The organism is Paenibacillus sp. FSL W7-1088, from assembly GCF_037969855.1.
Lineage (GTDB): Bacteria > Bacillota > Bacilli > Paenibacillales > Paenibacillaceae > Paenibacillus.
Window position 1 is genome coordinate 2,145,575 of record NZ_CP150216.1, and the last position, 23,671, is coordinate 2,169,245.

At 45.6% G+C, this 23,671-nt stretch carries 25 protein-coding genes; 17 read left to right on the top strand and 8 right to left on the bottom strand.

Translation table 11 applies throughout. The features are described 5' to 3' along the window. Genes MKY42_RS09910 through MKY42_RS09920 form a run of 3 tightly spaced genes read left to right on the top strand, consistent with a single transcriptional unit; the run spans position 1 to position 3,568 of the window. The gene (locus MKY42_RS09910; protein ID WP_090895298.1) at positions 1 to 483 is read left to right on the top strand and encodes a lasso peptide biosynthesis B2 protein; all 483 of its coding nucleotides are present in this window, start codon (positions 1 to 3) and stop codon (positions 481 to 483) included. Beyond that, positions 467 to 1,663, top strand: coding sequence for a nucleotidyltransferase family protein (locus tag MKY42_RS09915; protein WP_090895301.1), 1,197 nt, complete (start codon positions 467 to 469; stop codon positions 1,661 to 1,663). The genes MKY42_RS09910 and MKY42_RS09915 overlap by 17 nt, the downstream gene beginning before the upstream one ends. Before the next feature lie 3 nt (positions 1,664 to 1,666). Beyond that, on the top strand, positions 1,667 to 3,568 hold the full coding sequence (locus MKY42_RS09920) for an ABC transporter ATP-binding protein (RefSeq protein WP_090895304.1): 1,902 nt from the start codon (positions 1,667 to 1,669) through the stop codon (positions 3,566 to 3,568). 109 nt (positions 3,569 to 3,677) lie between these two features. Here MKY42_RS09920 and cysC read toward each other — a convergent pair whose 3' ends face one another. Then, the gene (cysC, locus tag MKY42_RS09925; protein WP_090895306.1) at positions 3,678 to 4,316 is read right to left on the bottom strand and encodes an adenylyl-sulfate kinase; all 639 of its coding nucleotides are present in this window, start codon (positions 4,314 to 4,316) and stop codon (positions 3,678 to 3,680) included. 148 nt (positions 4,317 to 4,464) lie between these two features. Between cysC and MKY42_RS09930 the strand changes: the two genes are divergently transcribed. Together MKY42_RS09930 and pdaA are read left to right on the top strand one after the other, a co-directional pair. After that, complete coding sequence (locus tag MKY42_RS09930; RefSeq protein ID WP_090895309.1) at positions 4,465 to 4,863, top strand: hypothetical protein; 399 nt, start codon at positions 4,465 to 4,467, stop codon at positions 4,861 to 4,863. A gap of 156 nt (positions 4,864 to 5,019) precedes the next feature. Then, positions 5,020 to 5,799: a delta-lactam-biosynthetic de-N-acetylase gene (gene pdaA, locus MKY42_RS09935; RefSeq protein WP_109999594.1), complete on the top strand. Its 780-nt coding sequence runs from the start codon at positions 5,020 to 5,022 to the stop codon at positions 5,797 to 5,799. 139 nt (positions 5,800 to 5,938) lie between these two features. Here the strand turns inward: pdaA and MKY42_RS09940 are convergent, their stop codons facing one another. Both MKY42_RS09940 and MKY42_RS09945 read right to left on the bottom strand, forming a co-directional pair. Then, positions 5,939 to 6,787 (bottom strand): DegV family protein, encoded by an 849-nt coding sequence (locus tag MKY42_RS09940; RefSeq protein WP_179265296.1) that lies wholly within the window; start codon positions 6,785 to 6,787, stop codon positions 5,939 to 5,941. Positions 6,788 to 6,907: 120 nt separating this feature from the next. Further along, complete coding sequence (locus MKY42_RS09945) at positions 6,908 to 7,384, bottom strand: hypothetical protein (protein ID WP_339850698.1); 477 nt, start codon at positions 7,382 to 7,384, stop codon at positions 6,908 to 6,910. A 279-nt stretch (positions 7,385 to 7,663) separates the two neighbouring features. On the opposite strand from MKY42_RS09945, the gene MKY42_RS09950 reads away from it, so the two are divergent. Continuing rightward, the gene (locus MKY42_RS09950; protein ID WP_090895318.1) at positions 7,664 to 8,047 is read left to right on the top strand and encodes a DUF423 domain-containing protein; all 384 of its coding nucleotides are present in this window, start codon (positions 7,664 to 7,666) and stop codon (positions 8,045 to 8,047) included. Positions 8,048 to 8,196: 149 nt separating this feature from the next. Here the strand turns inward: MKY42_RS09950 and MKY42_RS09955 are convergent, their stop codons facing one another. Beyond that, complete coding sequence (locus MKY42_RS09955) at positions 8,197 to 8,775, bottom strand: hypothetical protein (RefSeq protein ID WP_090895321.1); 579 nt, start codon at positions 8,773 to 8,775, stop codon at positions 8,197 to 8,199. Between the two features lie 233 nt (positions 8,776 to 9,008). On the opposite strand from MKY42_RS09955, the gene MKY42_RS09960 reads away from it, so the two are divergent. Beyond that, entirely contained in the window at positions 9,009 to 9,311 is a 303-nt protein-coding gene (locus MKY42_RS09960; RefSeq protein WP_017689545.1) for a DUF1805 domain-containing protein, read from the top strand. Between the two features lie 179 nt (positions 9,312 to 9,490). Here MKY42_RS09960 and mtnA read toward each other — a convergent pair whose 3' ends face one another. Together mtnA and mtnK are read right to left on the bottom strand one after the other, a co-directional pair. Continuing rightward, positions 9,491 to 10,564 (bottom strand): S-methyl-5-thioribose-1-phosphate isomerase, encoded by a 1,074-nt coding sequence (mtnA, locus tag MKY42_RS09965; RefSeq protein ID WP_339850700.1) that lies wholly within the window; start codon positions 10,562 to 10,564, stop codon positions 9,491 to 9,493. A gap of 44 nt (positions 10,565 to 10,608) precedes the next feature. Next, entirely contained in the window at positions 10,609 to 11,826 is a 1,218-nt protein-coding gene (gene mtnK, locus MKY42_RS09970; RefSeq protein WP_339850702.1) for an S-methyl-5-thioribose kinase, read from the bottom strand. Between the two features lie 300 nt (positions 11,827 to 12,126). Between mtnK and MKY42_RS09975 the strand changes: the two genes are divergently transcribed. From MKY42_RS09975 to MKY42_RS10020, 10 genes are all read left to right on the top strand, one after another. Continuing rightward, positions 12,127 to 12,588 (top strand): Dps family protein, encoded by a 462-nt coding sequence (locus MKY42_RS09975; protein ID WP_079345979.1) that lies wholly within the window; start codon positions 12,127 to 12,129, stop codon positions 12,586 to 12,588. Between the two features lie 126 nt (positions 12,589 to 12,714). Further along, positions 12,715 to 13,290, top strand: a complete 576-nt coding sequence (locus MKY42_RS09980) for a DUF1802 family protein (RefSeq protein ID WP_339850705.1) — start codon at positions 12,715 to 12,717, stop codon at positions 13,288 to 13,290. A gap of 371 nt (positions 13,291 to 13,661) precedes the next feature. Further along, complete coding sequence (sufC, locus tag MKY42_RS09985; RefSeq protein WP_090895331.1) at positions 13,662 to 14,444, top strand: Fe-S cluster assembly ATPase SufC; 783 nt, start codon at positions 13,662 to 13,664, stop codon at positions 14,442 to 14,444. A gap of 24 nt (positions 14,445 to 14,468) precedes the next feature. Next, positions 14,469 to 15,773, top strand: coding sequence for a Fe-S cluster assembly protein SufD (sufD, locus tag MKY42_RS09990; RefSeq protein ID WP_090895334.1), 1,305 nt, complete (start codon positions 14,469 to 14,471; stop codon positions 15,771 to 15,773). Then, positions 15,770 to 16,990 carry a cysteine desulfurase gene (locus tag MKY42_RS09995; protein ID WP_090895337.1) on the top strand — a complete coding sequence of 407 codons (1,221 nt, stop codon included), beginning with the start codon at positions 15,770 to 15,772 and terminating at the stop codon, positions 16,988 to 16,990. The genes sufD and MKY42_RS09995 overlap by 4 nt, the downstream gene beginning before the upstream one ends. Continuing rightward, the gene (sufU, locus tag MKY42_RS10000) at positions 16,980 to 17,411 is read left to right on the top strand and encodes a Fe-S cluster assembly sulfur transfer protein SufU (RefSeq protein WP_063564289.1); all 432 of its coding nucleotides are present in this window, start codon (positions 16,980 to 16,982) and stop codon (positions 17,409 to 17,411) included. Before MKY42_RS09995 ends, sufU begins: the two co-directional genes overlap by 11 nt. Positions 17,412 to 17,431: 20 nt before the next feature. Next, the gene (gene sufB / locus MKY42_RS10005; RefSeq protein WP_062319997.1) at positions 17,432 to 18,829 is read left to right on the top strand and encodes a Fe-S cluster assembly protein SufB; all 1,398 of its coding nucleotides are present in this window, start codon (positions 17,432 to 17,434) and stop codon (positions 18,827 to 18,829) included. A gap of 179 nt (positions 18,830 to 19,008) precedes the next feature. After that, a complete protein-coding gene (locus MKY42_RS10010) occupies positions 19,009 to 20,361 on the top strand; it encodes a jacalin-like lectin (protein ID WP_339850711.1) in 1,353 nt (450 codons plus the stop codon). Positions 20,362 to 20,564: 203 nt separating this feature from the next. Further along, a complete protein-coding gene (locus MKY42_RS10015) occupies positions 20,565 to 21,284 on the top strand; it encodes a M23 family metallopeptidase (RefSeq protein ID WP_090895341.1) in 720 nt (239 codons plus the stop codon). A gap of 142 nt (positions 21,285 to 21,426) precedes the next feature. Then, positions 21,427 to 21,558: a YjcZ family sporulation protein gene (locus MKY42_RS10020; RefSeq protein ID WP_208642727.1), complete on the top strand. Its 132-nt coding sequence runs from the start codon at positions 21,427 to 21,429 to the stop codon at positions 21,556 to 21,558. A gap of 141 nt (positions 21,559 to 21,699) precedes the next feature. Here MKY42_RS10020 and MKY42_RS10025 read toward each other — a convergent pair whose 3' ends face one another. After that, on the bottom strand, positions 21,700 to 22,749 hold the full coding sequence (locus MKY42_RS10025) for an HD-GYP domain-containing protein (RefSeq protein ID WP_179265290.1): 1,050 nt from the start codon (positions 22,747 to 22,749) through the stop codon (positions 21,700 to 21,702). A 124-nt stretch (positions 22,750 to 22,873) separates the two neighbouring features. Continuing rightward, positions 22,874 to 23,620: a molybdenum cofactor biosynthesis protein MoaE gene (locus MKY42_RS10030; RefSeq protein WP_339850714.1), complete on the bottom strand. Its 747-nt coding sequence runs from the start codon at positions 23,618 to 23,620 to the stop codon at positions 22,874 to 22,876. Positions 23,621 to 23,671 lie beyond the last annotated feature (51 nt).

Here is a 23,671-nt window from a genome sequence, read left to right on the forward strand (position 1 = left end):
ATGTTACGTAAAATAAAAGCTTATTTCTCGTTGCCACGTGAAATTCGTGGATTGGTGTGGGAGGCTTACATCCATCTTGGATGGGCACGAATCCTGAAGGCGATGCCCTTTGCCAAGATTGCTCCAGGTTTGGGTACACCAATGTACGAAACGCCGATGAGTGGACTTCAAAGAAGTGAAGTGAAGACGATACGAAATATCTCCAAAGCCATACTGGTAGCCAGCAAATACACATTATGGGAAAGCCGTTGTCTGGTGATGGCTATTGCAGCGATGAAAATGCTGGAACGCCGTAAAGTCGAGAGTACTCTATATATGGGTACTGCACGGAATGAACAAGGCCAAATGATGGCTCATGCATGGCTGAGAAGTGGGAAATTAATTGTGACCGGAGCAGATACAATGGACCAATATACGGTTGTCGGCGTGTTTGGCAAGCGGTGTCCTGAGAAGGGAGCTGGGGAGATTGTCTACGATACATGAGTGGGAACAATATACAGCCGATTTTCCGCAGGAGCTTAAGCTGATTTTGAGCATGATTAAAGGCGATCTAACAGCAATAACCTCTGAGGACGCCCAAATACGAACGAAGGGTATGGACTGGCAGCTCTTTTTGCGGCTCGCCCATCATCATCGACTGTACTCTGTTCTCTATTTGAAAATAAAAGAATTGGACTTAGCGCTTATTCCCGCTTTTGTAGTGGAAAACCTGAAAAAGCAATATACAGCCAATACGTTCCGCATGTTACATCTGACAGCCGAGATGGAGCAGGTATGTGGCGCTTTTCGTGAACGAGGCATTCGCAATATTACGCTCAAAGGGCCTGCACTGGCTCATGATCTATACGGGGATATCTCGTTGCGGACATCGAAAGATCTGGATATTCTCATTCCTTTTAATGACGTGGAGTCCGCTGAAGAGATCCTTGAATCACTTGGTTATGAATCGAAGGAAGGTAAGAGAACACCAACCGTTGCCAGCTGGAAATGGCGGGAACATCATATATGTTACAAACACCCGGTGAAAAGAACCCAAGTGGAGATTCATTGGCGGCTTAACCCGGATTCCGGAAGAGAAACCGATTTTGAATTACTGTGGAAACGCAGTCGATTCAGCACTTACACCCAGACGCCTGTCCGTATGCTGGAAAGGGAAGATCTGTGGGCATATTTGGTGACGCACGGCGCAAGACATGGATGGTTCAGACTGCGCTGGTTACTGGATATCGACCAGATGATTCGCTATATGCCACTGGACGTCAAAAAAGTGGAGCGACGCCTAAAAGCAGAAGGCAGATTATCTATCGGTGCACAAGCTCTTCATTTGGCTTCCGTATTAATGGACACTCCTCTGGATGCCAATTATCTTGCCTTATTGTCTTCCCACGAACGTGCGGGTGAGAAGTTAGCCAGACGTGGCGTAATGTTCATGAATGAGATGATTGAGAGTCCGGCAGATGTAAAGAGTTATCGTTCTTATCTGTTTGCTCTGCGAAGCACAAGGCAGAAGCTGTTTTTCTTCATCGAACGTTTGTATCCGAGCACCTGGGATGTCGACCAACTACCGCTTCCGCGTTCACTGCATTTTTTGTATTTTCCGTTACGTCCGTTTCTCTGGTTCTGGCGGCGAATCAAAAGGAACACGATGACGGAGAGGGGATAACGTATGATTTCGGAACTGCAATTTTTTATGCGCAAGCTGCATCGTGTAACGGGCCCAGTATTGTATTGGAACCTGCTGGGCATGATCTGCATCAGTCTGATGGAAGGAATTGGCATATATATGCTCGTTCCGATGTTAAGTCTTATTGGTATTTTTGAAATGGGTTCAACAGGTCTGCATTTACCCTGGATATCTGAATTTTTAAATCGTTTTCCGGAAAATGGCCGGCTGCTGCTGGTGCTGCTGACCTTTGTCCTTATTGTCTCTGGACAGGCGTGGCTACAACGTCTTCAGACGATTCGCAACACTCGCATTCAGCAGCAATTTGTTCGAACGCTGCGCATGGAAACCTATCGTGCCATCATTATGGCGCAGTGGTCTTTTTTTCTCCAAAAACGAAAATCCGATTTTAATCATATATTAACGACCGAACTTGCCCGTGTCAGTCAAGGAACGAATATTATGCTGCAAATGGCGGCTTCCTTGATCTTTACCGGCATTCAAATCGGCCTGGCCTTCTGGTTGTCTGCCAAGTTAACTACCCTAGTTCTGGTGTGCGGATTGGTATTGTTTATTGTTTTGAGAAAATTCGTGAAACGGGCAAAACAGATTGGTGATCAGACGTCGGAATATTCCCAGAGCTATTATAACGGTATTACAGAACACTTTAACGGAATCAAGGATATTAAGAGCAATATGCTCGAAAAATCACATATTCACTGGTTTGAACGTATGTGTGGGCGGATTGAACGTAACGTGATTCAATTCAGCCAGTTGAACAGCGGCACACAATTGATTCATCGAATATCGGCGGCGGTCATTATTGCTGCTTTTATCTATTTATCTCTACATGTGCTCGCTGTCCCTCCGGCAAGTTTATTGCTCATCATTCTGATCTTTTCACGGTTGTGGCCACGATTCACATCCATTCAATCCAATCTGGAGTATATGAGTTCGATGCTGCCCGCGTTTCAGATTGTGAGAGAGTTACAGACAGAGACTGAGAAAAGCCGTGAGATTAGCGAGCAAACGGTTAATGCTGGTGAACCATACGATCAGGAGCTAACGGTTCCCGGTCCACGATCAGTTAGAATGAAGGCCCAGGTCAAGCCGAATGAGCAGGAATATGGCGATGTGCCGCCTATTGAACCCTTGGTGCTTAAGGAGTCCATCGAGTGTCAGCAAGTCAATTATCGCTACGAAGGCAGTGATTCCTACTCATTATTCGAAGCGTATGCATCCATCCCTGCGAAAGGCATGACGGCTATTGTAGGCAAGTCGGGAGCTGGGAAGAGCACGATGATTGATCTAATTATGGGCCTCATTCGTCCGGAGAGCGGTCAGATTTTGGTGGATGGGGTGCCGTTAACCGAGAATCGATTGTTAGCCTGGAGGAGTTCAATTGGTTATGTCTCTCAGGACCCTTTTCTGTTCCATACGAGCATTCGTGAAAATTTGCGCCTGGTTGACCCAAATGCCAGCGAGGAGCAGATGTGGCGGGCATTACAGTTTTCTTCGTCTGCAACGTTCGTCCGCAAACTTCCGCAAGGACTGGATACCATTATTGGAGATCGGGGCATTCGTTTATCTGGCGGTGAACGTCAGCGTTTGGTGCTTGCCCGCGCCATGCTTCGGAACCCTTCTGTATTAATATTGGATGAGGCGACGAGTGCGTTGGATAGTGAGAACGAACAGCATATTCATGAGGCCCTTGAGCGCCTGAAAGGGCATGTTACCGTTATTGTTATCGCCCACCGTTTATCCACCATTCGAACAGCGGATCGAGTGATTGTATTGGATGAGGGCCGGGTTATCCAACAAGGGGGTTATCAGCAATTGTCTACTGATCCGGTGGGCACGTTCAGCAAACTGTTGAATATGCAGGCGGGTGTGGTGGGGCAATGAGTTTCTCGGTAAATCCGGAAATGAACAAAGCAAAAAGGCGCGCCATTTGAGGCAGCGCCTTTGATGTATATGTAATAGGGAAGTAATTCAATATGATTGCCATTTTCAATTAGTGAACGATGGCATTGCTAACAGGCTTCGGCAGCTGAAAAGCACCAACACGTTCCAGATGCTGCACAATTTCTTGCACGGCCTCTTCGATGGACAGCTCTTCGGTATCAATAATCAGTGTAGGATCTTCTGGAATATCATAAGGGGCCGAAATCCCTGTGAAATGTGGAATGGCACCGCTGCGCGCCTTTTTGTAAAGTCCCTTTGGATCACGTCGTTCACATTCTTCAATTGAACAACGAACATAAATTTCAATGAAATCATCAGCTTCAAAGAGCTGTTTAACCTTATTCCGATCTTGTGCATCTGGCGAGATAAAGGCGGAAAGAACAAATAACCCGGCATCTACCATCAGCTTGGATACTTCACCAATCCGGCGCAGATTTTCTTGCCGATCCTCGGCCGTGAATCCAAGATCCCGATTCAGTCCATGACGTACGTTATCCCCATCAAGTACGTAACAATGAACCCCTTTTTCGTACAGGTACTGCTCCAGGGCAAATGCAAGCGATGATTTTCCTGCACCGGATAAGCCGGTAAACCATAAGGCACGACTGCGATGACCGTTATGTTTCTCCCTGTCCTGCCTGTTTAAGCTGGATTGCTGCCAGGTAATGTTACGCTCTTCCTTCGACATGAATATCCGCCTCTTCCTACTTATGATATGTATAATATTTTAACATATTTACAAGATTGTAGCACCTTCTGAATTTGGCGGAATTTAGCGTGAAGCAACGACAATTCGGGTATAGATGTAGTACATACATAGCAGGAGGAACACCAACATGAACAATAACATACACAACATAAAGGTTTATTTCCAGTGCGCGGATTGCGATCAGGATATCCAGGTAATCTTTGCTCAAGAGCAGGTCAGTGCGGTTCGCTGTTCAGGATGTGGTAGAGCATACACCTTGATGAAGCCTACCATTGGTGACGAGATTTTGCTGGATTGGGAGCAGGAGGCTCTATATCATAAATTGCGGGCAGATCGCTCTGAACATGATAACCATAATATGTCTGCCCTGATTATTAAAGTTATTGAGCTGCTTACCTGGCGGGATAGTGGTGACGGTCAGACACGTGCTATAGAAATGGTTAGAGAGTGGCTGGCTTCCAGTGGGAAACCTCAGACTTTACTTGAATTGTTTCATCATCCCGAGCGAGATAATAAACGGTTTTGAATCAAGTAATGAGAAGTGGGGTCCCATTGGTGTATGTATGTGAAGTGATCTGTAATCGAAATTTACATACATTAGCTGTTCCTGTGGCATATTACCTGAAGGTGTTCGTGCTAGGAAACGACAAACCGAATTTTTCAGGAACAGGAGCGGATAGCAATGAAGCGAATGGTTCTTTACATGCTGCTGGCTGTATTGACGTTCGGTATATTACCGGCACATACTGAAGCATCGCCAATAAATGGAGCTTATCATTTTGGCTTCAAAAAAAGCCAAAACGGACAGTTGCCTTCCATTGATCAGGAAGGATTTAAGGAGATATTGCAGCATAACGATGCCATTTTCCTGGGGGATACGAAACAGAAAGAGCTGTATCTAACGTTTGATAACGGCTATGAAAATGGGTTCACGCCAGCTATATTGGATGTTCTGCGTGATAAGAAAGTGCCAGCTGCTTTTTTTGTCACCGGCCATTATCTGAAAGACCAGCCTGAGCTCGTGAAGCGAATGGCGGCAGAAGGCCATATTGTGGGTAACCACTCCTGGAGCCATCCCGATATGACCCGAGTTTCCAATGAAAAAATAAGAACAGAACTTGATCAGGTACGATCTGAGGTCAATCGGTTGACTGGACAGCAAGCGACCTTCTTGCGGCCACCACGTGGCATTTTTAACAATCGGACGCTTGCAGAGAGCCACGCCCAAGGTTACGTTAATGTGTTTTGGTCCGTTGCCTATAAAGATTGGGATACCAAAGTGCAACGTGGGACAGATTATGCACGTCAGCAAGTTCTGAAACAGCTTCATCCGGGAGCAGTCATTCTGCTTCACTCTGTGTCGAAGGATAACACGGAGGCGCTCGCCTCCATTATTGATGAGGCACGTAAGCAAGGCTATGCGTTCAAAAGTTTGAATGACCTGAAAACAAAAAGTTATTAAGGTTACATGGTTACCATCGAAAAAGGGCATCCTGAGCTAGGATAAATAGCTTGGGATGCCCTTTCTGGCTTGATTTTTGATGGTTTTAACGGACGTAATACTAATTATTAAGGAAACATGTTGTGTGATGAAAGGACTTTTATAGAACTGTGTTATAAATAATGCCGATCGTTTTGGGACCACAATGACTACATATAACGCAGCCAGCCGTAGTCAATTCCACTCGTGCTCCGGTTTGCTCCTGCAGAGACTTCTGTAAATCAAGCGCGTCTTCCTCGGCCATGGTATGCACAACGATAACGAGATCGCGGTCAATCTGTTCCTTATGGCTAAGTGTGTTTTGCAGCATTTGTTCCAGCGCCTTTTCCCGTTTGCCACGGACTTTGTACGCAGGAGACATCTTGCCATCGGCTACACGAATGACGGGACGAATTTTGAGCAGACTGCCAATCAGGTTTTGCATGCCAGAGCAGCGTCCACCTTTGTATAAATACTCCAACGTATCGATAACAAATTCAGTCCGCACATTCGGTTTGATGGCTTCGACGAGTTGTGTAATCTCCTTCAGGCTCTGCCCTTTTTCTGCTGCATGAACTGCCTTCATGACCATTAGGCCAATCCCGGAAGAAAGATTCAGAGAATCCACGACAGAGATGCGGCCTTCCGGAAATTCGGAACTGGCCAATCTTGCATTTTGGTAAGTTGACGAAAGTTCAGAGGACAAGCTGATATATAAGATATCATACCCTTGTTCTATGTAAGGTTGAAATGCCGTCATGAAATCAGCAGGTGAAGGTGCAGCCGTTTTGGGCAGACGCCCATCTCTGCTTACACGTTCATAGAGCTGTTCCGGCTTAATTTCAGCACCGTCCTTCAGTGATTCCTCACCGAACACGACATATAAAGGGATGATACCGATATCGTGCTGCTGGATCCATGCTGGGGCCAGATCACTTGTGCTGTCCGTGAAAATTTTAATTCGCGACATGTCAATCTCCTTTGGATACGAAAATTTGGCAATAGAATGGATCATATGAATCCAGTTGAGGTGGATTAGTGTTACTTCACTATCATTTTTGTGGAATGAATGTCAAGCGGATATAAGCTTTTACATCATATAGATACCAGCAATAATAAGTACTGCAAACGCCAGAATCATGACTCCGCTGAGAATGGTTCCGATGATAGCAAAGACTTTTTTTCGATTCTTGAGAATTAGCCCAATCACACCGAGAATGAGTCCGGCGAGATTAAGAACCAAACAAACAAGAACAGCCAGAGAAGCCAGAACAACTGCTGGATGTAATGCAATCTCTTCCACTTGAATCGGTGTGGTTACGACGCCAACTGCACTGTTGATAGCCATCGTAGCAATAAATAAAGTCAGCATGTAACCAATGATTGAGACCAATCCAATCACAAAACTTGCAATACCAGGCCCGGAATGTTTCAATCGATCCATGGATGGATCTTTCAGGTCGGAGGGGTAAGGTGTAAACAAATTATCATGATTGGGATCTGAATAATCCGCAGCGGAACCGGATTGATAAGGATGGTGACGATTCTGGTTATTTTGATTATCCATAAATGGTTTATCCCTCCCTTAATCGTGGTCATGAGTGTAATTAACCTAATCCGGGTATTATGATTCCCATCAAGAGAATGAAGGCATTCCTTTTTACTTTTCCATAAAAATCGATAAAAATCAAGGTTTCACGCCAGTTTTCGTCGATTTTGAGGCAAAAGCGAAGCAAAGTATATATAACCAGACATATAAATGCCTTCACATCGTAGCTGGCTGGTAAACACTGCAAGGATTCGTTAAAATGAATAGTTGAGAGATGAATTAAGGGAGAGAAGGCAAATGCAACGGAAATGGATGATGCTTGGTGCTGTACTGACAATGCTTTCTGTAGCTATTGGTGCGTTTGGTGCACATATGCTCAAGGAAAAAATTGGTGCAGATGCCATAGCCGTGTATGAAACCGGAGTGCAGTACCACATGATACATGCAATCGGATTGCTCATTATTGGTCTTACAGCGGGTCAACTTGGACCTTCTACCAAGCTCAAGTGGGCAGCACGCTTGCTGTTTATCGGAATTATCATATTCTCGGGCAGTTTGTATGTACTGAGTATTTCAGGTATTAAAATATGGGGAGCCATCACGCCAATCGGCGGGGTAGCCTTTATTGTCGGATGGTTGTTATTAGCAATAGACGTATGGCAACGTGGAAAAGATCGCTAATGATGATTTACAATGCTTGGGCGTAGATTAAGGATAACTAACGATGTGCCAACTCATTGTTACGTGAATGAACACCTAAAAAAGCAACTTGCCTGGGAAATGTTATGGAATTCCCCCGTAAGTTGCTTTTCGTTTGAATGTTCATGGAGTTAAAGAAACTCATCAATTTCATTGGTTCGGAACGTATACACTTGTTTTTCATCCACATGGTAGACGCTTACAACACTGGTATCCCGATCAAAATTCAAAATGCGGCATGGAATGCTCTGATGCCTGCCATTTTTGTTGTTCACAACGATCCGAGTAAGACGGTTTTCTTTGATAAGGGTATCAATCCATACATCGAATGAATTTCCGTTGGTAGTGTTGGATGCTTCAGTTGAAGGAGCTTTCTGGGAAGCAGATGTATCGATTTCACTTTGTGGTGTGACTGGAACGGTTGAAGCCGTCGCTTGATTTGGTGATGTGCTTTTTTGTCTTGCATTGGATTGTGATTTTTTTCTTTCTTTATGAAGAAAGGCGAATGAGTCCTTTTTGGACTGCAGTGTCACTTCAATAATTTTGCCAAGCTCTATGCCGGATTGAATCCGGAAGTCCGCAATTTGTTCCTCTTTGTTTATGAACTCCAACAGGGACTGCAGTGCCAATGCATTCGAGCGGCTCTTAATAAGAATATCGACATTGAATAAAAAGCCGATTTCTTCTTCGTTGGATAAGGTTTCTTTCATTCATCCCAGCCCCGTTAAAAGATATGTCAGCAAAAAACATGCTTCAATACACTATATCATTAAAATGGCAATAATCATAGTGCTGGAGACATAGAAAATGAGGGAACCCCTTAGGCCAATTCAAGTAAAACCATATGCATTTCCAATCCTTTTCCGCAGGTGTCCACACCGCTATCCAGAATGAGGCATACAATTATCGTGACCTGCGGAACGAGGAGGTGTATCGGGAAATTATGGTGACGATGGAGCCGATTGTGGTTGGAGAACATGTTCTGGTCGGGGTAGAGGTAAAGCTGCCCAAAACGACATTACTGACGATTAATACATCCAAAGGATATATCATGTGCGGAGCACTGGATGTGGGATTACTTAATGAGAAGCTTGGGGATCGCAAAATTATTGCAGCTCGGGCGGTTGGCGTGCGCACATTGGAACAGCTGCTGCATGCACCTATGGAGTCGGTGACCACGGAAGCCGAAGCTATGGGCATTACGGTTGGCATGACGGGTGTAGAAGCATTGCTCAAGATGATCTAAGTCCAAGGGTGATTACAGATGATTATGGATGATCAATCCCTTTATCAAAGTCGACTTTTGTGACACCAGTACTCATCTCAACGTCGAATACATCTGCAACTACAAAAAAAGGGCTCCCCATTGGGAAGCCTTTTTTTGTACACCATCCTACACAAACGATAAAACATACTTCCATTAATTTAAGATTCATCCTTGGCGAACAAGGCAGACAGATTCTCTTTGAAAGGAGCACGAACAACGCCTTTTTCCGTAATAATGGCCGTTACATATTCATTAGGAGTGACATCAAACGCCGGGTTGAATACTTTTACACCTTGCGGTGCTGTACGTTTACCAAATCCTTCGGTTACTTCCTCCGCAGCACGTTCCTCAATCGGAATGAGATCTCCGGATGGTGTAGACAGGTCAATGGTGGACAGCGGGCTGGCTACATAGAATGGAATATTGTGCGCTTTGGCAAGGACCGCTACGCTGTAAGTTCCGATTTTGTTAGCTACATCCCCATTGGCAGCAACGCGGTCAGTACCCACGATAACGGCCTGAATCCAGCCTTTGGACATGACCATGCCTGCCATGTTGTCGCAGATCAAGGTAACGTCAATACCAGCTTGCTGGAGCTCGAAGGCCGTAAGGCGTGCACCCTGAAGGACAGGGCGGGTTTCGTCTGCGAATACTTTCAGGTTGATGCCGCGCTCGTGAGCGAGGTACATCGGTGCAGTCGCCGTTCCGTATTTTGCGGTTGCAAGTCCGCCTGCATTACAGTGGGTAAGTACACCCATACCGTCTGCGAACAAAGGAAGAGCGTTTTCACCGATAAGGCGGCAAACTTCTTCGTCTTCTTTCTGAATCAAGAGAGCTTCCGCTTCGAGAGCAGCATTGCTATCTTCGATGCTTGCACCGGATTCAGCGAGGTCACTGGCTTTTTGCATCATGCGATCCAGCGCCCAGAACAGGTTAACAGCCGTTGGACGGGAAGTGGCAAGGTGAGCACAGATGGATTTTACGTGATCCAGCCAGCCTTGTATGGCAAGTCCGTCATATGCTTTGGCACCTAGTACGACGCCGAATGCAGCAGCAATCCCGATGGCGGGAGCGCCGCGTACTTTCATCGAGTGGATGGATTCCCATACTTCTTCGGGCGTGTATAGTTTCAGCATAAGAATTGTTTCAGGCAGCAGACGCTGGTCAAGCATTTCAAGCTTGTCCTGTTTCCATATAAGAGAGGACAGAGGCTGATGTTCAGGGGTTGTCATGGATGTTCCTCCGTTCCTTGAGTTAAGCCGTATCATTCTTTGAGTCAGGCTTTAATAGAAGTAACCGCTGTAGCTACTGTATCTAGAAGTTCACCAATGGTATTCAGATTGCGATTACGCTTGATAAGTGCTTTACCGATTGCCAACGCTTTGCGCTGAGCACATTCACGTTGTGTTGCATCTTCAATCGTATCGATATCTGCGACATGCGCAAGTCCAACGATACGGCGGACCATTTTCGCGCCGGCAAAGCCAGCAGAATCTCTGAATAATTGTTGTACATAAAGATCTTCGTATCCAGGCGCCTTAGCCATAGGATCAACCAGGTCGGAAGTCCACAAACCACGGAAGCGGGATTCAAATTCAGTCCACACGTCACGAACCATATCCAGCAAAATCGTTTCACGCTCATGAAGAGCCTTCTGCTCCTGAATTCGACCTGGCAGCGAGGCGTAGTGGAGAAGCAGATTAGCAAGCACGGCTCCTACATCAAATCCCATTGGACCGAAATAGGCAAATTCGGGGTCAATGACTTTCGTGGATTCAGGTGTCACAAAAATACTGCCTGTGTGCAAGTCACCATGAAGTAGGGCTTGTCCATGGGTGAGAAATTTCTCACGCAGCAAAGCTACTTCAAGATGAAGTTCTCCATCTGTACGAAGTGCTTCCGCCTCATCTTCAATGGAAGCCTCATAATTATTTTTCTCCGCAATGCGATACGGTTCATCAAAGATCAGATCCTCGGTTATTTTACATTGATCCGGATTGACGAATCTGCCCTGTTTCTCTTTCTTCAATTGCTGGTTCATGCCAAGATCTGATGTGAAAAACAATGTTCTCGCCATGAACTCCCCGATATGTTCTGCAAAAAGAGGATATGTTCCACCATCGATGAGGCCTTTACGCATAATCACATGATCGCTCAAATCCTCCATCACGGTTAAGGCGAGATCATCATCATAATGGTACACTTCGGGCACCATTCCCGGACATAAACGATGCTCTTCCTGTAGGATTTCCCGTTCAATTCTGGCACGTACCAGAGACAATGGCCATGATTCTCCGACCACTTTCGCATAAGGAAGAGCTTGTTTGATAATGATACTTTTATCGGAGTTCTGATCCGTGATATGGAAGACCAAATTCAGATTGCCGTCACCGATCTCACGACATTCCAGATTCGCATCTGCCGCAAACGGACCCGGTAATGTTTTGGCCAGTTCGATTGCATCTTGGGGTGTTAAAGGGCGATATTGGGACAAGAATGCCACCTCCATATATATGAAGAAACAGGAAAACCCACTTCTTTGCTTGGTATATGTCAGTATATCGGAAATAACTGTGCTTTTGTACCCTTTTTTTGAGACAGCCTATACCGAACTTGTTTCGAACTTCCGGTGTACGGGTAAAAACAAATAGGCCGGACGGTTGACAGAAATACCGCCGACAAGGCTTCCCACCACTTGGTGGTGCCGAAATGTTAAATCTCTGTCATTTACATTCAGGTTGACCTGAATCAAGTGAATGTCAGACTAATTTTATAATAAAAGGATGGGATTAAGATGGCTACAAAAAACAAAACAAATCAAGCAAAATCGGTGGAACAAGTACTTAATCGTCAGGTGGCGAACCTGAACGTCCTGTATGTTAAAATCCATAACTATCACTGGTATGTAAAAGGACCTAACTTTTTTACACTGCACGTGAAATTCGAAGAATTCTACAACGAAGTGACTGTACAAATGGATGAAATCGCTGAACGCATTCTTACCCTCAAAGGCAGCCCTGCAGCTACAATGAAAGAATATCTGGAGTTGTCCTCCATTCAAGAGGCCGCTGGTGGCGAAGATGCCAACACAATGGTACAGAATCTGATCGAGGATTTTGCTACATTATCGAACGAGTACCAAGAAGGTATTGAAGTGGCAGAAGCTGCGGAAGATCAACCAACATCCGATATGCTGACAGGCTTCAAGGCTGATCTGGAGAAACATATGTGGATGCTTCGCTCTTTCTTGGGCTGATTCCACCTTCACTTACCGAGTTTGCTGCCTTATAAAACATACATTGACTCCACCCTAACTTTCACGTTGTCAGGATAGCGCCCAGCGTCTATACTGCTGACAAGACTGACTTCGGGGGGAGAACTTATGATAGGCACAACTGTACCCGCATTAAAAGAATGGGCCTCCGCAATCAAAGCACTGGAAACGGGTCGCCAGATTATGGTGATGCGCAAAGGCGGGATTGTGGAGGAAACCCGACGTTTTGAGTTGAAAAGTCCAGCGTTCTATCTGTATCCGACTTATGAACATCAGCGTAAAGAACTGATAAAGTCCTCTGATCATTTCTATGTTGAGGAATCACTGGCCGACTGGGTGCCTGAAGCTTCGACGATCGGTCTCACAGCGTATGCTGAAGTGACACAAGATTTGGAGATCAGAGATCAGGAGATGCTGGATCGACTTCTTGACTTTCATATGTGGACTGCGGATTTTGCCGAAGACCGCCTAAAGTGGAAACGCAAAGATCCACTCCATGTATTGATACTCCGAGTGTACCGTTTGAAAGAACCGATGGAGATTCCCGTATTACCTGAATACAACGGATGCCGTTCATGGATTTCCATTCCGAATGGTTCGGTGCCGTGCGAAATGACGCCGGTGGTGGACGTTGCGGATTTTGACGAACAGGTACAGAAGATTAACGAGACGCTCAAAATGTAATGTTATTTATCGGAAGGACTTGTCCATGATATGGATAGGTCCTTTTTCGGTTGAGAGGAGCAGATTGGATAAAAGATTGAATCCCTGTGATTTTTCTCACTGTCTATTTATGACGAAGAAGTTTTGTCATTTGATTCAATCTTGCTTTTATTATAGAATCAGATAGAATAATGTTTCCTGTAAGGGACAAGAGTTCTTAGGAAATGACTTGATAATCATTGAGAATCAGTTTAGAATTATTCTAAAGTGATTCTTGCTTTGGAGATTGGAGTACAGGAGAAATTCAGGGGAAGCCCTGTTCAGATATTAATAGGTGCTTTTTCGTTTTCGACAGTAAACATCAATTTAATCAATGGAGGGAAACAATACACATGGCTACGAATTTCGTCATTGAAGGTCTGAAAGCGACGATCGAAGGTAAGGAAATCCTAAAAGGCATCAACCTGGAAATGAAAGGTGGAGAAATCCACGCAATCATGGGTCCGAACGGAACTGGTAAATCAACTCTGGCTTCTGCACTTATGGGGCACCCTAAATATGAAGTAACAGAAGGTACGATTACACTTGATGGTGAAGATGTACTGGATATGGCTGTAGACGAGCGTGCTCGTGCAGGTCTGTTCCTGGCTATGCAATACCCAAGTGAAATTGCTGGTGTAACGAATTCTGACTTCCTGCGCAGCGCAATCAACGCACGTCGTGGTGAAGGCAACGAGATCTCTTTGATCAAGTTCATTCGCCAAATGGAAGGTAAAATGAAAGAACTCGACATGAATCCTGAGTTTGCTCACCGTTACCTGAACGAAGGTTTCTCCGGTGGTGAGAAAAAACGGAACGAGATTTTGCAAATGATGCTGCTTGATCCAAAAATTGTAGTACTCGATGAAATTGACTCCGGTCTGGATATCGATGCTCTGAAAATCGTGGCAAACGGTGTAAACGCAATGAAGAGCGAAGATCGCGGATTCCTGATCATCACTCACTACCAACGCCTGTTGAACTACATTACTCCTGACTATGTACACGTAATGATGCAAGGTCGTATCGTGAAGTCTGGCGGACCTGAACTGGCTCACCGTCTGGAAGCTGAAGGATATGACTGGGTTAAGGAAGAGCTGGGAATTACAGATGAAACTGTAGGTCAAGAAGCGTAAAGACAAAACGGAGGAGGATAATCAATGACTACACAAACAATTCTTCCGGTTGAATCTGAAGCGCTTCGCGCCTTGTCGGAGAGCAACAATGAACCCGGCTGGTTGACCGAGCAGCGGCTCGAAGCCCTTAAGCTTGCAAGTGGGCTTGCGCTTCCCAAACTGGAAAAACAAAAAATCGAACGCTGGAATGTCAGCGAGTACGGCACATACAAAGCTAGTGAAGCGATTGCTTCCCTTGAGGAAGTACCAGCTTCCATTAAAGATCTGGTTAAGGACCAAGCGGAAGGCAGTCTGGTTATCCAGCGTAATTCCGGTGCGGTATATTCCAAGTTGTCTGCGGATCTTGCAGCAAAAGGAGTTATCTTCACAGATCTGGCGACAGCAGTTCGCGAACATAGTGATCTGGTAAAACCTTATCTGAATACAGCTGTAAAAGCAGATGAGCATTCCCTTGCTGCACTGCATGCAGCACTTTGGAACGGTGGGGTATTCCTCTATGTTCCGAAAAACGTAGAGATTGAAGTTCCGCTGCAAGCGGTACTGCTCACAGATGATGCTACTGCAACGTTTGCACCGCACGTGCTTGTCATTGCTGAGTCCAACAGCTCCGTTACTTATGTGGATAACTATGTATCTGGCGAACTGTCTTCACCTGTATTCCATAACGGTGTTGTGGAAGTATTCGTGAAAGCTGGTGCCAAAGTTCGTTTCGCTTCGGTTCACCAACTGAGCACGAATGTTACTGACGTATCTTTCCGCCGTGCAGTGGTGGAGAATGACGGTTCGATCGAGTGGATCGTTGGTGAGATGAACAACGGTGATACTGCAAGCAACACGATGACGGTTCTTAAAGGAAATGGCTCAAGCTCCGATTCCAAAGTGATTGCAGTAGGTTCCGGTTCCCAGAAACTGAACTACACAACAGAAGCTCGTCACTTCGGCAAAAACACGCCAAGCCAGATGATTACACGTGCAGTTATGCGTGAAGAGGCTTCTGCAATTATTAACGGAATTACGAAGATTGAGAAAGGCGCTACCAAAGCGGACGGTCAGCAAACAGAGAAAGTACTGATGCTGAGCCCGAAAGCGCGTGGAGACGCCAACCCAATCCTTCTCATTGATGAGGATGATGTAACAGCAGGTCACGCGGCTTCTGTAGGTCAAGTCAATGTGGAGCAAATTCATTACTTGATGTCGCGCGGGATTAACCGTACGGATGCGGAACGCCTGATCATTTACGGCTTCCTGGCTCCGGTGGTGGCGGATATTCCTCTGGAAGCACTGCGTACCCAATTGCAGTCTCTCATCGAACGGAAACTGGGACAATGAACCCGGCTATCCGCGAGCAGTTCCCGATCCTCCACCAGGAAATCAACGGACACCCGCTTGTATACCTAGATAACGCAGCGACTTCCCAGAAGCCGCTGGCTGTAATCGAAGCGATTAAACATTATTATGAATATGAGAACTCCAATGTGCATCGTGGTGTTCATACGCTTGGAAGCCGTGCAACGGATGCTTATGAAGGCGCACGCGAGAAGGTTGCCAAGTTTATCAACGCCCGGCGTACACAGGAGATCATTTTCACCCGTGGGACTACGACTGCTTTGAATTTGGTGGCTTCGTCCTACGGACGCGCAGTCTGCAAAGAAGGCGACGAAATTGTTATTACGCAGATGGAACATCATAGCAATCTGATTCCATGGCAGCAGGTCGCCAAGGAAACAGGAGCAACATTGAAATACATTCCGCTTCAGCCGGATGGCAACATCGATTTGGCTGATGTGGAGAAGACGATTACGAACAATACCAAAATTGTAGCAATCGCTTATGTATCCAATGTTATGGGTGTTGTTCATCCGGTAAAACAAATCGCTGAGATTGCACACCGCAAAGGTGCTGTCATCGTTGTGGATGGCGCACAGAGCACACCACATATGAAGGTGGATGTGCAGGATCTGGACTGTGATTTCTACGCATTATCCGGCCATAAGATGTGCGGACCAACCGGGATCGGTGCACTTTACGGCAAAAAGGCGCTGCTGGAGTCCATGGAGCCGGTTGAGTTCGGCGGTGAAATGATTGATGATGTTGGTCTCTATGAATCCAATTGGAAAGAGCTTCCTTGGAAATTCGAAGGCGGAACACCGATTATCGCAGGTGCGGTAGGATTGGGTGCAGCTATCGATTTCCTGGAGCAGATTGGCATGGATGAGATTGCTCATCATGAAAGTGTGCTGGCAGCTTATGCAACGGAACGTATGGCCGAGATTGACGGACTGACCATTTATGGACCAGCCAAGCGTCATGTCGGAGTGGTTACATTTAACCTCGGTGATGTACACCCGCATGATGTGGCAACTGTGCTGGATGCGAGTGGCGTAGCCATTCGTGCAGGACACCACTGCTGCCAACCGCTGATGCGCTGGCTGGAAGTCAGTTCAACAGCTCGTGCCAGTTTCTATCTATACAATAACGAACAAGATGTGGACCGGCTTGTCAGCGCCTTAATCCAGACAAAGGAGTATTTTGGCGATGCAACTTGATGATCTGTACCGGCGTGTCATAATGGACCACTACAAAAATCCGCGGAACCGCGGAACGTTTGATAATGAAGCTGTCACGGTGAATTTGAACAATCCAACGTGCGGCGACCGGATTTCACTGCAACTTTTGCTGAAAGACGGAATCGTTCAGGAGGCCAAGTATACGGGGGAAGGTTGTTCCATCAGCATGTCCTCGGCATCAATGATGACCGAGGCAGTCAAAGGCAAAACGATGGATCAGGCACTCGACATGGCTAACCGTTTTTCCTCACTGATGAAAGGGGAAGAAGTCGATTTCGACGATTATGAAGATCTCGAAGCCCTATCCGGTGTGAACAAGTTCCCTGCACGCATCAAATGTGCCACATTGGCCTGGAATGCACTACGCAAAGGAATTGACGAAGAGGACAATGTACAATAACGATAGGGAGGTAGAGCAAGATGGCTAAAAAAGCACCAGAAATGGAAGAGTATAAATATGGTTTTCGCGATGAACACAAATCCATCTTTCAAACCGGTAAAGGTCTGACTGCAGAAGTCGTTACCGAAATTTCCAAAATCAAGAACGAACCGGAGTGGATGTTGGAATTCCGTTTGAAATCCCTGAAACAATTCGAAAAAATGCCGATGCCTAAATGGGGCGGAGATCTTGACGGATTGGATTTCAATGATATTCAGTACTATGTTCGTCCTTCTGAAAAACAAGGGAAAACATGGGAAGAGGTTCCTTCCGAAATCAAGGAAACTTTTGATAAACTGGGTATCCCTGAAGCGGAACAAAAGTTCCTCGCAGGTGTATCGGCTCAGTATGAGTCCGAGGTTGTATACCACAACATGCAAAAAGAATTGGAAGATCAGGGCGTAATCTTCATGGATACGGATACTGCACTTAGAGAGCATCCGGAAATCCTGCGTGAATATTTCGCAACGGTTATTCCACCAGCAGATAACAAATTTGCTGCTTTGAACAGTGCCGTATGGTCCGGAGGAAGCTTCATCTACGTACCTAAAGGCGTGAAATGTGAAGTGCCTCTGCAAGCTTATTTCCGGATTAACTCCGAAAATATGGGACAATTCGAGCGTACACTCATCATTGCGGACGAAGACAGCTTCGTTCACTATGTAGAGGGCTGTACAGCTCCGATCTACAGCACGAACTCACTGCACAGTGCGGTCGTTGAGATTATCTGTAAGAAAAATGCCCGTGTTCGTTACACAACGATTCAAAACTGGGCACCAAACATCTACAACCTGGTTACGAAACGTGCGGTTGCTGAAGAAAATGCAACGATGGAATGGGTCGATGGCAACATCGGTTCCAAACTGACGATGAAATATCCAGCCGTTGTACTGAAAGGCCGCGGAGCTAAAGGTTCGGTTCTGTCCATCGCTGTAGCTGGTAAAAATCAGCATCAGGATGCAGGCGCGAAAATGATTCACTTGGCTCCAGATACAACATCAACCATTGTATCCAAGTCGATCAGTAAACATGGTGGTAAAGTAACCTACCGTGGTCTGGCTTCCTTTGGTCGCCAAGCGGAAGGTGCAAAATCCAATATCAAATGTGATACGCTCATTTTGGATAATGAGTCCACATCTGATACGATTCCTTACAATGAAATCATGAATGATAACATCATGCTGGAGCATGAAGCTACAGTATCCAAAGTGTCTGAAGATCAGCTCTTCTACCTGATGAGCCGTGGTTTGACTGATGCAGAAGCAACACAGATGATCATCATGGGCTTTATTGAACCGTTCACGAAGGAACTGCCGATGGAATATGCGGTAGAGATGAACAGATTGATCAAGTTCGAAATGGAAGGCAGTATCGGTTAATACCGCTGCAAAAAAAAGATCGAGGGATTTTCCCTCGGTCTTTTTTTGTTGTGCGGAGCAGCTGCTTGTGTATACGAAGATGAAATGATTCAGAATACATAATTATACATTTGATTTATTTTCCCGTAACACTTATTACATATATTTAAATGGAATTAAATATGAGGAGGGATAGTTTGATGAGACAACGAGTAGGGAAAAGAACAAAGGCCTTATTATTGTCAGCATTGGTTACATTCAGCATATTACCCCTGTATTCCCCTGCTGCACATGCTGCTGAGGACGGAGTGTTCTCTGGTTCGTTCAATATTCTAAGTTATAATGTAGGAGGTCTCCCCAGTTTCGTTTCCAGTTCCAAGCCCCAAGAGTATACGGAGCAGATTTCCCCCAAGCTGAACGATTATGATATCATTAATGTGCAGGAGGATTTTAATTACCATAATCAATTAATTTCGCAAGTGACCCTGCCTTATTTGACTCAAACTAGCGGGGTTGCGGGCTTCGGAAGCGGGTTGAACAGTTTATCCCGGTATCCGTTCCGTGATTTGAAAAGGGTTACCTGGAATAAGCGCTCCGGCCTGTTTGACAATGGGAGTGATGAGCTGACGCCCAAAGGCTTCACCGCAGCAACCTATGAGATTGCACCTAACGTGAAAGTGGATGTATATAATCTGCATGCAGATGCAGGTGATGATGATAAATCGCTTGAGGCCAGACGTGATAACATCAAACAGCTGTCCGATTACATAAAAAAGAACTCTGAAGGTAATGCGGTCATTGTATTCGGCGATACGAATACTCGTTATACCCGCGCTTCGGACAACATCGAGATGCTGCTGACGGATAATGGATTGCATGATCCGTGGATTGATCTCTTTCGGGGTGGAAGCATTCCTGCAGACGGAGATGCCCTCATGGATTCTGGCAACGTCAATGGCCCCAGTTATGAAATTGTTGACAAAATTTTATATCGTGGAAGCAAAGCTTTAACGTTGAATGCCGCAAGTTATCGTGTGGAGGATCAAAAATTCGTTGATCCGTCTGGAAATCAACTTTCCGATCATTTTCCGATTACAGCGAATTTTGTATACAATGTTTCCCCTGAATATCGACTCAGTTCTACCATAGGAGGGGTAGGCGGGACTGGGTTTAATGACTTGGACCGCATCCCTGATGTGCAGCCTGACTCAATTGTACTGGACACAGGCAACCGTGTTGACGGTATTACGACATTGTATCGGGATGGAACGAGTCTGACCCATGGAGGAAAATCCAATACTTCCACACTGAATCTCGCTAATGGTGAATATGTAACACGAGCAACGATCAGTCAGGGGACACGAAATGGAGATAAACGAATCTTTCACCTTGAATTAATGACCAATCTGGGTAATAAAATTGCAGGGGGTCAGAAGACTTCAGAGCAGATCATTTTGGACGCGCCTGCGGGATGGTATATTGCCGGGTTTTATGGAAGAGCCGACCAGGAGATTGATCAGCTTGGAGTTATTTATAAGCGTGTCCAACCTTAATTTTGAGTTTAGAACGATAGAGAACAGATTTATTGTAACTTGTCTATAATCTATAGCACCGCTTGGAATATGCATTATTGGAAAAGACCGCAGGGTTTGGACCAATAACATTCTGAGCGGTTCTTTTTTGTAATAAAATAAGATCAATAGCACAAGCCATTTACTAGATTTAAGCATCTAATGATAGAAAAGGATGTGAACACATGAGCATAAATCCGTTCAAGGGATATCGGATTACAAGTTCATTTGGCTACCGAATTCATCCTATTTCTGGCGGACATACATTTCATCGTGGCATCGATCTCGTCACAGAGCCATGGAATGGGCCCATACATGCATTTATGGACGGGACTGTACGTTTTGCCGCAGAAGGGGCTACAGGCTCAGGATTTGGGGGTTACGGGCTTACGGTAGCGGTACAGGATCACAGGGGCTACTTGCATTGTTACGCTCACCTTTCCCGAATTGCAGTAAAAGTTGGACAACAAGTGAAACAAGGGCAGCTTCTTGGCAACCAGGGAAGCACAGGGGAAAGCACGGGCCCGCATGTGCATTATGAGGTTCGCAAAACGAGCTCCCCTTCGTATGGATACACAGCTAGCGAGAATGGTGTTGTTGATCCAGGAATCTACTTGCAATCTGAATATAGTTCAACGGTTGAAGAACAGGAGGGGACCCCAATGACGACGGAGGAAAGAGAGCGGTTAACAGCAATGGAGAAGATGCTGGAATCCCAGTCGGCCTGGATACAGCAGCAGAAAAGCATTTCCAGTATGGCTTGTCCGTCCTGGGCAGAGGAAGCTTATCATTATTACCAACCCTATATAATGAACGATACGGGCAGTTATGATTTTTGGAGAATGCTTGTCATCATGTATCGCAAGGAGAAGGGCATAAAGATCTCTTCCGGTTCCTCAAATTAATGAACAGATCAGGAGTATGCGCGAAGCTTGATTTAGGAAAAAGCAGGCAGACAACCATTTATTGAATGTTGCCAGTTCGCCCGGTTCAACCAAACGCAAATATCATATGTTAGGGTATACCTGATGAAGAGGAGGCAATCACATGAGCGAGGTTGGATATGGCTGTGGTGGCAACGTAGGCGGCGTAGGCGGATACAATATGTTCACCAACACAGGTGCGATCTTGGTACTGTTCATTCTGTTGGTTATCATCACAAAAGCCTTCTGCGTTTAAACTCATATGAGCGAAATGAAATACCAAAAGGGAAGCCTTATCGGCTTCCCTTTTTTACGTGCATACCATGTAAAAGTGTAAAAATGTGTTCTTGAGTATGGTTCCTCTAACGCCTGCTGCGCATTGAACTGAATGCTAATCTTACTGGATATAAATTTCAACGATAGCTACATCTCTTTCCTTCGCTAAATCGATGAAGGCTGTAGAGGTCTGAACGAGTGGGCGGAAATAATCCGCAGGGTTGTTCAGGACAATCAGACCGGTTTCGCCAGTCGTGAGCAGAACCCTTTTGCCAATAAAATTGGGTAGCATATGTTTAATGAGTTCCTGCGTAACTTCAGCATTCAACTGACCGAAGCTGAGGCTGTACAACTCGCATAGCACGGAGATTAGCTCCTGCTTGGTTTGATACACCCGCGTGGTCGTCATCGCGCTGTACACATCGGCTACAGCCGTTATACGGGCAAATGGATGAATCTCGTCACCTTTCAGTCCGTAAGGGTAGCCACTTCCATCTTCACGCTCATGATGTTGAAGGGCAACGGTTGCAAGAATCTCGTCCTGAGTGGACTCTTTGACAATCTCATAACCATATAACGTATGTTTCTTCATTTCTTCGAATTCTTCGGGCGTTAACTTGCCCGGCTTATGTAACATTTCAGAAGGAATCTTGGATTTACCGATATCGTGAAGATATCCTGCTTTGGCTACGGTTAGACATTCCTCAGGGTTATATCCCATCCAGCTGGCGATATAAAAAGCGAGCATTCCGACTTGTAAGGAATGGTTGTAGGTGTAGTCGTTATCCCCGTCAAGCATCAGCAGCAGGGAGACAACGTCCTTTTGTTTTTCAAGCTGTCCTGTTAGGGTCATCAAAATCTCATCGACCTGAGTCTCATCAATAAAACCCTTCTCCATCGCTTGTTCAAACAGAGATTCTGTACCTTTGATCGTATCGTTAAACAGGTTAGTTAACAGACGGGTTTGATCGGAAGGTAAGGTTTGTGCATCAGAGTGTAGGTCAGATGTTGTATGCTCTACATCTGCATAATCGATTCCATGCTGCAGCAGCTTGGCAATATCATCGTCGCTGAGTGTGGAACCTTTCATCAGCATGTGGAGACCCGAACTGTTGTACACATCATTTTTTAACAGGTCGCCAGTTTTAAGATCAGTAACATGCACTCTCACGTATAAACCACCTTTTCCTCGACTAATATCGACACATGTCATTATAATAACAAGAAAAAAATGGGTTGACAACGACTTATTTACTAATTTCGTCACCTGTTCAACAGGTCGAATGACTAGTTATTTAGTTGTCTGTGGGGTTCCAGGGTCCTAGTTGATGACCTTTCCATTCGGAACCATCTTCCCATATTTCTTTTTTCCAGATGGGGACAGTCTGTTTGAGTCTTTCGATCGCGTAACGGCTTGCATCGTAACAGTCACTGCGATGGGGAGAGGAAACAGCAATAACAACGCTGATCTCTGCTACGTCGACCTTCCCAATCCGATGGCTAATCGCACATTTTACGCCTGGCCAGCGCTCATTGATTTCCCTACCGATCGCTGCCATCTGAGAAAGTGCCATAGGTACATAGGCCTCATATTCAAGATGAACCGTTCGTTGCTGTCCGGTCATTTCACGGGTGGTCCCAACAAAGGTTAGTGCTGCTCCATGGTTTGCTGTGATGACGAGCTTCGTTGTAGCTTCCACGGACAGTGGGGACTGGGTGATCAGGAATAATCCGTCATCCGTACGATGCTCAGGATGGGCTGAGCGATGTCCGTCACCATTCAAATGGGTACCCTCTCCTCCTGACACAGGGGGAATTAAGGCGAGTTCATCCTGAGCCTTAATTATAATATCGGCAGAAGCATACTGCTGGTTTACTGCCAGAAAAGAAACACGTATTTGAGCAGCCGCTTCAGGGTAAGCAAGGCTCAGTTTTTCTTTTAATTCCACTGGAGTCGGATCTGTTCCGGGGTAATCATATTCAAGCAGGGATGTGCCCAAACGTTCAGCGATGCCTGCAAATAGTTGAATTGTTAATTTCATGGGAATAACTCACCTCTTTTTAATCTCTAAACCCTATAAATATATCATAAC